Origin of the sequence: Hymenobacter frigidus, assembly GCF_014640435.1 — a bacterium.
GTDB classification, from domain to species: Bacteria; Bacteroidota; Bacteroidia; order Cytophagales; family Hymenobacteraceae; genus Hymenobacter; species Hymenobacter frigidus.
The window spans coordinates 77,891-90,834 of sequence record NZ_BMGY01000001.1 but is presented as its reverse complement, the minus strand read 5'-3'; the positions used below and the strand labels follow the sequence as shown (position 1 = coordinate 90,834).

11 protein-coding genes are annotated in these 12,944 nt (G+C 63.6%); 7 read left to right on the top strand and 4 right to left on the bottom strand.

Annotation, left to right across the window (positions count from 1 at the left end):
* Positions 1-160 precede the first annotated feature (160 nt).
* Positions 161-1,210: a transglutaminase-like domain-containing protein gene (locus IEW17_RS00360; protein ID WP_229748688.1), complete on the top strand. Its 1,050-nt coding sequence runs from the start codon at positions 161-163 to the stop codon at positions 1,208-1,210.
* 145 nt (positions 1,211-1,355) lie between these two features.
* Here the strand turns inward: IEW17_RS00360 and IEW17_RS00355 are convergent, their stop codons facing one another.
* Together IEW17_RS00355 and IEW17_RS00350 are read right to left on the bottom strand one after the other, a co-directional pair.
* Positions 1,356-2,333: an aldo/keto reductase gene (locus IEW17_RS00355; protein ID WP_188560022.1), complete on the bottom strand. Its 978-nt coding sequence runs from the start codon at positions 2,331-2,333 to the stop codon at positions 1,356-1,358.
* Positions 2,334-2,448: 115 nt separating this feature from the next.
* Positions 2,449-3,930: an alpha-amylase family glycosyl hydrolase gene (locus IEW17_RS00350; protein ID WP_188560021.1), complete on the bottom strand. Its 1,482-nt coding sequence runs from the start codon at positions 3,928-3,930 to the stop codon at positions 2,449-2,451.
* Positions 3,931-4,070: 140 nt separating this feature from the next.
* Here IEW17_RS00350 and IEW17_RS00345 point away from each other — a divergent pair, with 140 nt between their 5' ends.
* The 3 genes from IEW17_RS00345 to IEW17_RS00335 all read left to right on the top strand — a co-directional run bounded on the left by IEW17_RS00345 (position 4,071) and on the right by IEW17_RS00335 (position 6,838).
* A complete protein-coding gene (locus IEW17_RS00345; protein WP_229748686.1) occupies positions 4,071-5,111 on the top strand; it encodes a YncE family protein in 1,041 nt (346 codons plus the stop codon).
* Positions 5,112-5,382: 271 nt separating this feature from the next.
* Positions 5,383-6,126, top strand: coding sequence for a phosphatase PAP2 family protein (locus IEW17_RS00340; RefSeq protein WP_188560020.1), 744 nt, complete (start codon positions 5,383-5,385; stop codon positions 6,124-6,126).
* 49 nt (positions 6,127-6,175) lie between these two features.
* Complete coding sequence (locus IEW17_RS00335) at positions 6,176-6,838, top strand: phosphatase PAP2 family protein (RefSeq protein WP_188560019.1); 663 nt, start codon at positions 6,176-6,178, stop codon at positions 6,836-6,838.
* A 26-nt stretch (positions 6,839-6,864) separates the two neighbouring features.
* Here IEW17_RS00335 and IEW17_RS00330 read toward each other — a convergent pair whose 3' ends face one another.
* Positions 6,865-7,428: a GNAT family N-acetyltransferase gene (locus IEW17_RS00330; RefSeq protein WP_188560018.1), complete on the bottom strand. Its 564-nt coding sequence runs from the start codon at positions 7,426-7,428 to the stop codon at positions 6,865-6,867.
* 27 nt (positions 7,429-7,455) lie between these two features.
* Positions 7,456-10,494 carry a TIM-barrel domain-containing protein gene (locus IEW17_RS00325; protein ID WP_188560017.1) on the bottom strand — a complete coding sequence of 1,013 codons (3,039 nt, stop codon included), beginning with the start codon at positions 10,492-10,494 and terminating at the stop codon, positions 7,456-7,458.
* A 162-nt stretch (positions 10,495-10,656) separates the two neighbouring features.
* Here IEW17_RS00325 and IEW17_RS00320 point away from each other — a divergent pair, with 162 nt between their 5' ends.
* From IEW17_RS00320 to IEW17_RS00310, 3 genes are all read left to right on the top strand, one after another.
* A complete protein-coding gene (locus tag IEW17_RS00320; RefSeq protein ID WP_188560016.1) occupies positions 10,657-11,745 on the top strand; it encodes an NYN domain-containing protein in 1,089 nt (362 codons plus the stop codon).
* A gap of 151 nt (positions 11,746-11,896) precedes the next feature.
* Entirely contained in the window at positions 11,897-12,247 is a 351-nt protein-coding gene (locus IEW17_RS00315) for a hypothetical protein (protein WP_188560015.1), read from the top strand.
* A gap of 218 nt (positions 12,248-12,465) precedes the next feature.
* Positions 12,466-12,834, top strand: a complete 369-nt coding sequence (locus IEW17_RS00310; RefSeq protein WP_188560014.1) for a hypothetical protein — start codon at positions 12,466-12,468, stop codon at positions 12,832-12,834.
* The last annotated feature ends 110 nt before the right edge of the window (positions 12,835-12,944 follow it).

Genomic DNA, 12,944 nt, shown 5'->3' with positions numbered 1-12,944 from the left:
CCACACTGCTGGGGCCTGGTTGGTCCTGACTGGCGGGCGCTGTTGCGGCGTCGCGTCAACGGGCGTGGCTTGGGGCCGTGGCCGTTGAATCGGGAAAGAAAAAAACGTCCCGAACCAGCCTGACCGACGCCCGCCAGCAGCGACTTGTTGCTCCGTTGCCGTGAATGTTTCGTTGTTGATTTCCCCCGCCATTCGGGCGGGGCTATTGGGTGCCGCCGTGCTGCTGACTGGCTTTAGCGCTTCGGCCCAAACGGCCGCCGTACCGCGCAGCCGCACCTTTTTGCTCACCAGTACGGCCACCGTACCCGTGCCGCCCGCCGGCACCAAAACCCTGGACCTCTGGCTGCCCGTGCCCCACACCGATGCCAGCCAGGACGTGCGCGACCTGAAAATTGACTCGCCGGTGCCGTATAAAATCGAGAAAGGCGAGTTCGGCAACCAGATGCTGCACCTGCGCCTTGCCAGGTACGAGCCGGCCACGCTGCCCACCGCGCCGCTGGTGGTGAAGCTCACGGCTCAAATCACGCGCCGCGAACACCTCAACCTGCGCGCCAACGCGCCAACTGCTACCGCTGCTGCTAAAGCCAAAAAGGAAAAAGCCGACCCCGACATGGCCCGCTGGCTGGCCCCCGACCGCCTCGTGCCGCTCGATGCCAAAATCAAGCAGCAGGCCGAGGAAGTGGTAGCCAACGCCAATGCCAAGACTCCGCTCTCCAAAGCCCGCGCTATTTATGAGCACGTCGTCGGCACCGTGACCTACGACAAAACCGGCCAGGGCTGGGGCCGCGGCGATATTTACTACGCCTGCGATGCCCGCCGCGGCAACTGCACCGACTTCCACGCCATCGTCATCGGCTACTGCCGCTCGCTGGGCATTCCGGCGCGGTTCAGCATTGGGCTGCCGTTGCCCGCCCAGCGCGGCAAAGGCGAAGTGAAAGGCTACCACTGCTGGGCCGAGTTCTACACCCCGGAAACCGGCTGGGTGCCCGTCGATGCCTCCGAAGCTGCCAAAGACCCCAGCCGCCGCGCCTACTTCTTCGGCGCTCACGATGAAAACCGCGTGGAGTTTACCCGGGGCCGCGACGTGACCCTGGCCCCCAAGCAGGCCGGCCCGCCGCTCAACTACTTCATGTACCCCTACGCCGAAGCCGATGGCAAGCCGCTGGAAGTGGGGCGGCTGTACGAATACGCGGACGTAATGGCGCAGTAAGGATTTCTGCTAAACGACAAAAAAGAACGGTCATGCTGAGCGAAGTCGAAGCATCTCTACCGCGCAACTAATCCTTTCGATTGGATTTAGTATTGCAGTAGAGATGCTTCGACTTCGCTCAGCATGACCGTTCTGTATACTCACGCTACGCTTTAGCCTCCGCTTCAGCTGACACCGACACCGCCTGCTCCAGCGTCGCCAAATTCTCGGCGGTCAGCCGCAGCTCCGTGGCTTCGAGCAGCTCCGTGACCTGGCCCACGCTGGTGGCGCTGGCGATGGGCGCGGTCACGGCCGGGGCCTGCATCAGCCAGGCCAGGGCGACCTGGGCGGGCGTGGCCTGCTGGCGGTTGGCCACGGCGTCGATAGCAGTGAGCAGGCTGAGGCCTTTTTCGTTCAGGTATTTTTGGCCCACGCCCGCCCCACGGGCGCTTTTCTGTAGGTCGTCGGCGGTGCGGTACTTGCCGGTGAGGAAGCCGGCGGCGAGGCCGTAGTAGGGAATTCCGCTAATATTTTCCGGAAGCAACAGCGGTGCGAGGTCTTTTTCGTACTCCGCCCGGTCGTAGAGGTTATATAGGTTTTGCAGCGTTTCATAGCGCGGGAAGCCGTGCTGCTTGCTGGCGGCCAAGGACTCGCTCAGGCGGGCGGCCGTGAAGTTGGAAGCCCCAATGGCGCGCACTTTACCTTCCTTCACCAGTTGGGCGTAGGCTTCCAGAGTTTCGGCTACGGGCGTGGTGGGGTCGTCTTTATGCGACTGATACAAGTCGATGTAGTCGGTGCCGAGGCGCTTGAGGGAGCCTTCCACGGCCCGCAGGATGTAGTCCTTTTTCAGGCCCTTGTTATCGGCGTTCACTTCCCAGCCCACTTTGGTGGCGATGACCACATCGTCGCGCCGGCCGCGCCGCCGCAGCCACTTGCCGATGATGGTTTCGGATTCGCCGCCCACGTGGCCGGGCACCCACACCGAGTAGCCGTCGGCCGTGTCGATGGCATTGCCGCCGCCGGCCACAAAAGCATCAAGCACGGCGAAGGACGTGGCTTCGTCGATGGTCCAGCCAAAGACGTTGCCGCCCAGCATGAGGGGCGAAATAGCGAGGCCGGAGCGGCCGAGTTCACGGGTTTGCATAAGGAGGAATTAGGGATTATAGCCCAGGAACGAGCCTTGGGTGTGGTGTTGGGCGAAAGCGCTATGAATGGCTCAGAAAAGACCGGGCTTGGGAAAATTAATCTACGGCTCCGATTTACTTCATCGCAGCCTGCTGCCACACGCCGTAGCCGTGGGCGGGCAGCGTAACACGACTGCCCACTTTCATCGAGCCAGCGTTTTGGTTGGCTGAGGTCAGCACGGGCTGGTACTGCCAGCCCGTTTCAGTTGGGGTTGGTGGCAGGGCAACGACGGCCGGCTTGTCGCTCAGATTCACGGCTACCACCACCGCTTCGGTGCCCAGGCGGCGGTCGAAAAGAACCGTCTGCGGCGGACTGGGCAGCAACTGGAACGTGCTCTGCGCATCGAAATTCCGCAGCGCCGGATGCCGCTTCTTCAGCTGCAGTAGCGTGGTGTAGAAGCCTTGCAGCGGGTAGCTATTCCACGGAATGGTGTCTTTGTCGAAGAAGCGCAGGCGCTTTTTCAGGGCGGCTTCCTGGCCGTTGTAGAGCATCGGAATGCCGGGCCAGAGAGTCGTGAGCACGGCTTCGGGCAGGGCGTTGGCCCCGAGGCGCTCGTACTCGCTGCCGTCCCAGGCGTTGATGTCGTGGGTGCTGGTGAAGGTCATCAGGTTCACGCCGGCGGGGTACAAGTTGCGCTCGGCGGCCCAGTAGCGGGCCAGCTCGGTGGTGGGTTTCTGACCCCGGCCCAGGCTGTCGAGCAGGCCGTGCAGGCGCAGAGCGTACGTGGCATCAAAGGCTTTTTCGAGCAGGCGGGTGGCGGGGTCAAATTCTTTGCGGGAAATGAAGGTGGGCGGGAACAGTTCGTCCCACTCGGCCAGCATGAACACGGGCTTTATCTGCTCCAATTCCCGGCGGGTGTCGTTCCAGAAATCGGTGGGTACGAGGCCGGCCACATCGGCCCGAAAGCCGTCGATGTCCGCATTTTTCACCCAGTACACCATGCTTTCGGTCATGTACTGGCGCAGGGCCGGCTTGGAGTAGTCCAGGTCGATGACGTCCTGCCAGTCGGCCACGGGCGGGCGAAAATGGCCCAGGCTGTCGCGGGAGTACCAGTCGGGGTGCTCGGTGGTGAGGGCGTTGTCCCAGGCCGTGTGGTTGGCCACCCAATCGAGAATGACGTGCATGCCCCGCTGGTGCGCCGCGTCCACCAAATGCTGCAAATCGGCCAGCGTGCCCAGGTCGGGGTTCACGGCGCGGTAGTCGCGCACGGAGTAGGCGCTGCCCAGCGTGCCCTTGCGTTGGCTCAGGCCGATGGGGTTGATGGGCATTAGCCAGAGAATGCCCACGCCCATTTTCTGCAAACGCGGCAGGTCGGTCTCAAAAGCCCGAAACGTACCCTGCGGCGTGTATTGGCGCACATTTACCTGATAAATACTGGCATTACTGGCCCAGGCCGGGTGCCGGACGGTGAAGGCGGCGGCCTCGGGCCGCGCTGTTGCGCTCGTTGCGGCGGCTTCTTTTTCGGGGGCGGACCGGGAGCCGGACTGGCAGGCATTGAGCAGCAGCAGGGGTAGCAGCAGGGCCTGCAGCCGGCGCAGGAGCGGAGCGTGAATCATGGCGCAAAATAACGACGCCCCGGTCTGGTGGCCGGCGGCTGGAAAGCCGGGGCTGCTGGCAACCCGCCCGCCGGCTTCAGCTTGGCTACAGAATCGGCCGCGACCTTCGCCGCTATCCTCTTCACCACTAGCTTCTCCTTGTGAAAAACCTGCTGCTGGCCGCTCCGTTGGCCCTGACTCTCTGCAGTGCTTATGCCCCGGCCCCGGCGGCCCGGGTGCCGGCCGCGCCCTATCGCCTGCTGCGCACCATTGCCCTCGGCGGCGAAGGGGGCTGGGACTACCTGCGCGTAGACCCCGCCGGTACGCGCCTCTACGTGTCGCACGGCACCCAGATAGAAGTGGTGGACCTGAAAACCCACCAGCGCATTGGCACTATTCCCAACACCCCCGGCGTGCACGGTATCGAGGTGGTGCCCGGGGCCGGGCGCGGCTACATCACCTGCGGCCGCAACAATACCTGCGTGGTGTTTGATTTAAAAACCCTCAAGCCCATTGGCGCGCCCATACCCACTGGCCCTAAGCCTGATGCGCTGCTCTACGATGCCTACTCGAAGCGGGTGTTTATTTTCAGCAACGACGGCGGCCGGAGCACCGTGCTCGACGCCGCCACCGGGGCCGTGGTGGGCACCGCCGAGCTGGGCGGCGATGTGGAAGAGGGCGTGAGCGATGGCAAAGGCACCATTTTCTTCAACATCGAAAACACGAGCGAGGTGGTGGCGTTCGATGCCAAAACCCTGGCCGTGCGCCAGCGCCACGCCCTGGCTCCCGGCGAGGAGCCCACCGGCCTGGGCCTCGACCCCAAAACCAACCGCCTGTTCAGCGGCTGCGCCAACGAGAAGCTGGTGGTGACCGACAGCCGCACCGGTCGCCAGGTTGCCGTGCTGCCCACCGCCAAGGGCACCGACGGCGCGGTTTTCGACCCGGCTACGCGCAACATCGTCACGTCCAACGGCTCGGGTACGTTCACCGTTATTCACCAGAACACGCCCGATAGCTACACCGTAGTGGCCCGCGTGGCCACCGCCCGTGGGGCCCGCACCATGGCTTTTGACCCTCAAACCCACCACATTTTCACCTGCACTGCCGACTACGGCCCCACGCCAGCCCCCACTGCCGAAAGTCCGCGACCCCGGCCGAGCATTGTGCCCGGCACGTTTCGGGTGCTGGAGTTTGGGAAGTAATGGGTGGTTACACGAGGCTAATCGGTGGGAAGGAGTGCGTAAGTTATCTTAGAAGTAGTTTGAGTTAATAAAACGGTCATGCTGAGCTCGTCGAAGCATCTCTACCGCTTCGTTGCACCGGCTCAAGCGAAGCAGTAGAGATGCTTCGACAAGCTCAGCATGACCGCTCTAGAATGATTTTAGCTAATTCAAACAGCTTCTTACTATTACAACGAAGCAGTAGAGATGCTTCGGTTGCGCCCAGCATGACGTTTAATCTATTTACCCTGCCATGCGCTCCCTTTGGCTAAGCCTGCGCCACGCCCTGCACGTGCACAAACTGTTGCTAATCTCCCTGTTGCTGGGTTTGGTAGCGCCGTGGGTCATCTTTATTAATGTGGCCGAGGACATCTGGGAGTCCGGCGGTTTCATCGGCGACAAATGGATTCTGGAGTTTCTGCACACCCACACCACGCCGGAACTCAATAAGCTGGCCCTGGCCCTCACCGCCGCCGCCGGCCCGCTGCCCATGAGCGTACTCACGCTGCTTATCACGCTGGGGCTGGCCGTGTGGGGCACCCGGTTTCAGGCGTGGTTTTTTGGGTTGTCGGTGGGCGGAGCCATGGCGTTGAATTTGTTGGTAAAGGTGCTGTTTGCCCGCCCTCGGCCAGATTTGTGGCCCAGCCTCAAGCCGGCGTTTTACTACAGCTTCCCCAGCGGGCACGCCATGGGGGCGGCGGCACTGGTCACGGCGCTGGGGTTTTTGGTGTGGCAGCGCCGGGGCCAGTGGCTGGCTTGGAGCCTGGGAGCGGGGTTTGTGCTGGGCGTGGGCTGGAGCCGGATGTACTTGGGCGTGCACTTTCCTTCCGATGTGCTGGCCGGCTGGACGGGTTCGGTGGGCTGGGTGGCGGGGCTGCACGTACTGTTTTCGCCGGCCTTCCACCAGCTGCGGCGGCTCTGGCGCGCGGGCCTGCACCGGCTGTGGCCCGGTATGGTAGCCCCGCCGCCCGCTGCGGCCCGCAGTGTGGCTCCTTAGCTGTCCGCGCCGTTTATTGCTGCGGTTTTCACTGCGGCCCACCTTCGATATGCTCCCGTTTCGCGCACCCTCCATACCCACTCCCGGACAGGAGCCATCGCTGCGGCCCTTGCTCCTGACGCTGGGCCTGGCCTGGGCGGTCTTTGGCTGGCTGGCGGTGGCCGTGGGGCACGCCGGTGGGCTGAGCTGGGATGCATCGGGGCTGCGGTTTTGGCACCGCCACGCCACGCCCGCGCTCAATAAGCTGGCCGTGCTGCTCACCATCATCGGCAATACCTGGCCGATGGTGGGCACCGGGCTACTGGTAGTGCTGGTGTTGTGGCGGCGGCGGCAGGAGCGGGCCGCTTGGGTGTTTGCGCTATCAGTGGGCGGCTCGATGCTGCTCACGCAGATAATCAAGCCGCTGGTGGCCCGGCCCCGGCCGGCGCTGTGGGCCAGCATTCGGCCCGAGCACACGTTCAGCTTCCCCAGCGGGCACGCCATGGACACGGCGGCGATTGCCGCGGCGCTGGGCTTCCTGTGCTGGCGGCACCGCCGCCGGTGGGTGTGGGGGCTGGCTCCGCTGTTTGCGCTGGCCGTGGGCTGGGCCCGCGTGTATTTGGGCGTGCACAACCCCTCCGACGTGCTGGCCGGCTGGGCCGCGGCCACGGGCTGGGTGGTGGGGGTGCAGTTGGTGGCCCGGCAGGTAGGCAGGGTTTCTCCGAAGTTGTAGCCGGCAACGCTACCCCTCCGCGCATCTCAGACGGAAGAAAACGCTTGCTGAGGCAGTTTTTGGCTCGAATTATCGGCCTCGTACCACACGCAACGCGTGCCATCTTCCACAAATTCATTGCCCTGCTGCAAACCAATTTTGGTCAGAATCCGGCGCGAGCCGGCGTTGTTGGCATCAGCATAAGCGCAGATACGGGGCAGCTGCAGGGTTTGAAATCCGTAGTCGAACCAAGCCTGGGCTGCTTCGTAGCCGTAGCCCTGGCCCCAGTACTGCGGCTGGTAGCGGTAGCCCAGGTCGTAGAAGTTGTGGTGCCCGTTCATCGGTCCGGCTACCAGCTTCAAGCCGGCCCAGCCCATGAACTCGCCGGTTTCGCGCAGCAGCACGGCCCAGCGGCCAATGCCGTTGGCCGTGTATTGGGTTCGAATGAAGTGAATCGTGGCCAGGCTCTGGCTGAACTCGGTTACCAGCCGGCCGCCAATACCGCCCAAATAACGGTGCACAGCCGGGTCCGAATCGAGGGCAAACATGCCCGCAGCGTCGCTGTCGAGGAAAGGGCGGAAGTGGAGGCGGGCGGTGTTGAAAGGCTGCATAACGTTTTGGTTTTACTCCGCTTGCTTCTACCGCGTCACAATCAGCCGCTGATGCTGGCCATCGGTTTCGGCCACGTACACGCCGGGCGGCACGGGCTGGCGGGCATCGTCGCGGGCATCCCAGGGCAGGGCATGGGAGCCGGGGCTGGTTTCGAGCGGTAGTACGCGCACCACCTTGCCCTGCGCGTTGCGAATGCGCAGCTGCGCATTCGCGGCGGTGCTGCCGGGGTGGCGGGTGTAGTGCAGCGTGGTGCCATACGGCCCGAAGCTGCGGCTGTCCGGTGCTTCCAGTGTCAGGGTTTCGGGTGCGGAGCTGCCGGTAGGTGCGTCCAGCAATTGCAGGCCGCGGATGCTCACGGCCACACCGGCGTTCATCAGGAAATGCACCTCCAGCTCGTGCTTCACGGGGTCGTAGGTGTAGCCTTCGGCCGGGGCCAGTTGGTTATCCAGATACACGGCGGTGGGCGGCGCGGCCACCCGCTGCACCAGCAGCCGCAGCAGCCGAAACACCGGCTGCCCCGGATACTTGCCGTTGCTGCTCAGAATCACGTTCGTCTGCGTGGGCGTGCAGAAGCCCCGTGCGGTCAGAGTTTCGTAGTGGCGGCGGGCGAGGGCTTGGGCCGTGTGGCCGTCGTCGTCATACAGCGTGAACTCCGATTCGGAAACCTTAGAATCGGGGTAGTAGCGCAGCAGCAGCGTATCGGGCCGGTACTGGGCGGTGCTGGGCCGGTAGGTCGTCATCGGCAGGAAGGCCCCGGCGCGCACCAGCAGGGGCGTGTGGGCCAGCGGCGCGGGCACGCCTACGGTGCGGCTGCCGGCGTAGGTCTGGTTGGTGTAAAAGTCAATCCAATTGCCACCGGGCAGCACCACGTTGCGCCGCCGCTGGCTGGGGTGCAGCACGGGCGCGACCAGCAGGTTGGGCCCGAGAAGGTACTGCGTGTTCGAAGCTTCTGACAGGGTAGCCAAGACCGCATCGTCCCGTGTCGATTTTGGAAAAGAGGATGCCGTAGAGTCTCCCCATCCGTCTTTTTTAGCGGCTGCTTCAGCGACTGCTTCAGCGGCTGCCGATGACACCGAAGATGCTTCGTAATCCATACTGCGCACCAGCGGCGCGCCCGTGGTCGTGTTCTGCCAGGCCAATGTGTAGAGGTAGGGCAGCAGCTGGTAGCGCAGCTGCACGGCGTTGCGCACGGCGCTCTTATACGGGTCCGGGTAGTAGTACGGTTCCGGCGGCACCCCCTCGCCGTGGGGCCGCAGGATGGGGCAGAGGCTGGCCATTTGCAGCCAGCGGGTGTATAGTTCGCTGTCGATGCCGCCCACGCAGAAGCCGCCCGCGTCGGAGTGCATGTAGCCCACGCCGCCCTGGCCCATGCCCAGCATCACGGGCACCTGGGCCTGATAGCCGCTCCAGGAGCGCTGAATGTCGCCCGACCACGGGAACACCGAGTTGCGCTGCAGACCCGCCCAGCCCGAGCGGGCCAGGTTGAACACCCGCTCGTCGGGGAATTCTTTGGTGTAGTTGTCCTGCAAAATACCAGCCCACACCTGTCCGTAGGCGTTGTGCACGGCCCGGGTGGGGCCGGCCGCGTGCTGCATGGCTTCGGGGTGGTTTTCGGGCTCGCCGAGGTCGGACCACCAGCCGGCCGCGCCCTGATTGCGCAGGGTGCGGTAGTAGCCCCACAGCCAGGCGCGGGTGGCGGGCTTAAACACGTCGAGAATGCTGGCCGGCCCGGCCCAGAACGAGGCCACCGTGAACGGTTTACCCGCCGCCGTGGTGCCCACCAGCCCCCGCGTGCGCACCGTAGAGTCGTTGCGCGAGGTGCGCATTACATAGGGCTCCGATATCAGAATCGTCTTCACGCCCTGCTTTTTCAGGCTGCTCATCATGCCCACCGGGTCGGGAAAACCGGGCTTATACCAACTCAAATTGCCCTGCCGGGTGGTGCCGCCAAACCAGTATAAGTCCAGCACCAGCGCATCGAGCGGGAAGTTTTCGCGGCGCATCCGGGTGGCTACCTGCTGCATCTCGGCCTCGGTCTTGTAGCCGAAACGGCTTTGAATCAGGCCCAGGGCCCAGCGCGGCGGCAGCGGCTGCCGGCCGGTAAGGGCGGTGTAGCGATTCAGGATTTCGGCCTGGTCGCGGCCGGTTATCACGAAGTAGGAGAGGGAAGTCAGGTTCTCGCCGCCGTATTCGAGCACGTTTTTATCGGTCTTGCCCAGGTCGAGGTAGCCGGCCGCGTGGTGGTCGAAAAACAGCATATAGCCCCGGCTGCTGAGCACCGTGGGCAGCGTAATGTTCAGGTTGGGCTCGCCGTTCTGGGAGGCGTAGTGGGCCTGGTTGTACAGCTCCAGGCGGTAGCCGCGCCGGTCCACGGGCAGGGCGCGGGAGCCGGTGCCGTAGAGCCGCTCGCCCGGCGCGAGGCGGAAGCGCACGGCCGTGCCGCCGGGCTCGGGCCGGCTGGCCGGGGTGGGAGGGGCAGCCTGGCGGCGAAAGGGGCTAGCGGCTTCGCCAAGCAATTCCGCAGCGGTGCTGCGGCTGTCGGCCAGCGTTATGGCCAGCGTTTGCTTGTCGATGCTAATAGATTGACAATTGATGTTGAACACCAGCTTGCTGGGCAGAACAGAGATACCCGCACACACATCGGGGCCATATCTTTTGAGCGTTGCGGCCGAGGGCGGACCGTCGCAGCCGTGGTTGCAATATGTTTCGTACTGCACCGGTTGTGGCGGTTGCACCATGCTCACCGATGAATCGGCGACGGCCTGTCCCGTCGGGAAATAACTGATTTTAACCACTCCCGGTGCCCAGGTCTGGATGCGACGCAGGCTGCCATCGGTGGCCCGAATGTCGAGGATGCCCAGCGGCATCCCAGTCTGGTCATGCCGAACGGCGTGCCTCGCATATCGCCCGCCCGGCACCGCCCGCGCCGGCACCACGCGCCGCCCGAACGGGTCATTGGCCGGCCGGCTATTATCGGCGCGTTGGGCGTGGGCGACGGGGGCCAGCACCCCGTGCAATACCACCGCGAGGAAAAGGGAAACGGAAAAGCAGAAATTTACCTTCATCAACATAGAAATGGCCGTGGGCGGCAAGTTACTGCCGAAGCCAACTAGACTGGATGCTCGGAGCTACTCAGTAAACCCTTTCCGGAAAGACTGCTGTTTCAAGCGGAACCGTAAACCCCCTCGGCGCCGCGTTTCTGTTTACCGGTACAATACCTTTGCTCCATGTCGTCAAAATCATCTGCTTCTCCGTACGCCGCCGTTTTTATCGACTTCGAAAACGTCTACTACTTCCTCAAAAACCATTTTCACGACCCGCCCGACCTTAACGACATCGTGCTCGACATCGTGCGTACCCTGCGCGAGCAGCTCAGCGCCAAGGGCTTGGATTCGCTCATCAGCTACGCCTACGCCGACTTCGAGCGCTTGGCCACCGCCCCGCAAGGCGCTCTGTACCTGATGGGCGTAAGCACCCGCAACGTGCTGGGCACCGACCACAAAAACGCCGCCGATATGCAGCTCTGCATCGACGCGCTGGAGGTGATGTACACCCGGCCCGACATCGGCACGTTCGTGCTCGTGGCCGGCGACCGTGACTACATTCCGGTGCTGCAGCACCTGCGGCGGCAGGCCCGGCAGGTGCTGGTGGCCGGTTTCCGGGAGTCGGTGTCCGGCGATTTGCTCCAGAACATCGGGGCCGCACAGTTCATCGACGCCCGCGACCTGCTGGCCCCCGAGCGCGTCGAGCAGCTTGAAAAGCGCCGCACCGACCGCCAACGGACTCTTGACGAAAGCCGCCGCTTGCGCGAGCAGGGCTTGGCCGGGGTGTCCTCAGCTGCGGCGCTGGCCGCCCGCGCCACGGCCAGCGGCGAGGTCGACGGCCCGGTTCCGCAATCCAAAGCCGCCGCCGTAGTGCCCGTGCCCTCGGCCGGTGCCCCCCGGCTGGGAGGGGTGGTTCCGGCCCGCCCAATCATTTCGCGCCCTGCCGAGGAGGTGCCGGATTTTGCCCCCCACCGCCGCCTGGCCACCGATACCGAGCGCCGCACCCTGGCCTTCATGCTGGCCGAGTTTCAGAAGCTGGAAGCCAAGCAGCAGCGCCGCGTGACGGAGCTGTGGCTGGGTCCGTTCATGCGCCTGCTCACTGATGAGCTGCCCGAGCTGCCCGACTACGAGCGCCGCGACCAACTTAACAAGCTGCGCGACGCCGGTACCATCCGCATCGAAAAGCGCGAGGGCGAGCCGCACCCTTTCTCCGTCATCGTGGTCAACTACAGCCATCCGGACGTGCAGGAGCTGCACCCTGGCGCGGAATGAAAGCGACGCTGCAAAACCACTGCCGACAGCAAAAGTTTGCCCCAAAACAACTTAACTGTAAATGCCGGAATCTTGTACGTTGGATGGCTAACCAAGGGGCGGAGCAGGCCGTTAAACCGGTATCAATTCATCTTTTAACCTTCCGAGTTTTATGGACAACGCACAATCACAAGGCAGCCAGGGCACCAGCCAGCTCGACGCTACGATAAACGCTTTGCAGGGTGGCCTGGCCGCCGCCGCCGGTGCCGCCGGCCCCAACATTGCCGGCTGGATTAAAACCTTACAAGGCAATCAGCAGCTATCCGGCATCAGCTCGGAGCTGCAAAACCTGCACGATGCTCTGGGCAGCGGTGCTTCCGACACCGGCGCGCTGGCTACCAGCCTGAAAACCCTCGGCGAGCACACCACCAAGGCCGCCGATGCCGCCACCCCCGACGCCCAGGACAAGCTGCGCCAACTAGGCCAGGCCCTTAGCGCCGCTGCCGGCCAGCTGAAAGGCTAAGCAAACGTCGAACTGATTAGTTCGGTCACCGAAAAGGCTGTCAACTTCCGGGTTGGCAGCCTTTTTAGTGCTTAAATGGCAACGGCTGGCCGTTGGTCAGGTGCCTCAAGGATTAACGGTTTGCCTGCCTTGCTGCGTATCTTCACGGCCGAATACCGGCAGGCCGTATCTGAAATTTGCCGCCGTGCTCCCTTACCAAATCATTCCTCATTTCTCTCATGAGCTTTATTTCTGAAGTAGAATCCAGCATCCGCGTCCTGTTCGATGCCACCAGCAAAGGTTTTCAAATGGACCCCGGCACGGGCTTAAACCAGATTGATAACTGGATTCAGCACCTGCGCGCCATCGACCAGCCCGTGTTGCGCCCCATTGTGACGGAGTTGGAAACCCTGCGCGGCCACATCAACAACAACAACGTGGCCGCCATGGCCCGGTCCTTCCAAACCCTGGGCGAGCTCACGGCCCAGTCGGCCCTCACCACCCACAGCTTCAAAGGCGATGGCGACAAAGCCCGCGAAATCAGCCAGAAGCTGATTACCGCCGCCGGCAATCTGCGTCACATTGCCAAGATGCCCGTGCAGCCCTAAGTAGCTAGAATTGCGTGGGTTAAGCACCCAAAAAAGAAGAACGTCATGCCGAGCGCAGCCGAGGCATCTCGCGGGGGGTAGTAATCCAATCGATTGAGTTACTACCCCGC

What these genes read in the sequence shown, in the direction of transcription:
- IEW17_RS00355 (WP_188560022.1), bottom strand. Translation starts at nt 2,333, where the DNA reads ATGCAAACCCGTGAACTCGGCCGCTCCGGCCTCGCTATTTCGCCCCTC.
- IEW17_RS00350 (WP_188560021.1), bottom strand. Translation starts at nt 3,930, where the DNA reads ATGATTCACGCTCCGCTCCTGCGCCGGCTGCAGGCCCTGCTGCTACCC.
- IEW17_RS00340 (WP_188560020.1), top strand. Translation starts at nt 5,383, where the DNA reads ATGCGCTCCCTTTGGCTAAGCCTGCGCCACGCCCTGCACGTGCACAAA.
- IEW17_RS00335 (WP_188560019.1), top strand. Translation starts at nt 6,176, where the DNA reads ATGCTCCCGTTTCGCGCACCCTCCATACCCACTCCCGGACAGGAGCCA.
- IEW17_RS00330 (WP_188560018.1), bottom strand. Translation starts at nt 7,428, where the DNA reads ATGCAGCCTTTCAACACCGCCCGCCTCCACTTCCGCCCTTTCCTCGAC.
- IEW17_RS00325 (WP_188560017.1), bottom strand. Translation starts at nt 10,494, where the DNA reads ATGAAGGTAAATTTCTGCTTTTCCGTTTCCCTTTTCCTCGCGGTGGTA.
- IEW17_RS00320 (WP_188560016.1), top strand. Translation starts at nt 10,657, where the DNA reads ATGTCGTCAAAATCATCTGCTTCTCCGTACGCCGCCGTTTTTATCGAC.
- IEW17_RS00315 (WP_188560015.1), top strand. Translation starts at nt 11,897, where the DNA reads ATGGACAACGCACAATCACAAGGCAGCCAGGGCACCAGCCAGCTCGAC.
- IEW17_RS00310 (WP_188560014.1), top strand. Translation starts at nt 12,466, where the DNA reads ATGAGCTTTATTTCTGAAGTAGAATCCAGCATCCGCGTCCTGTTCGAT.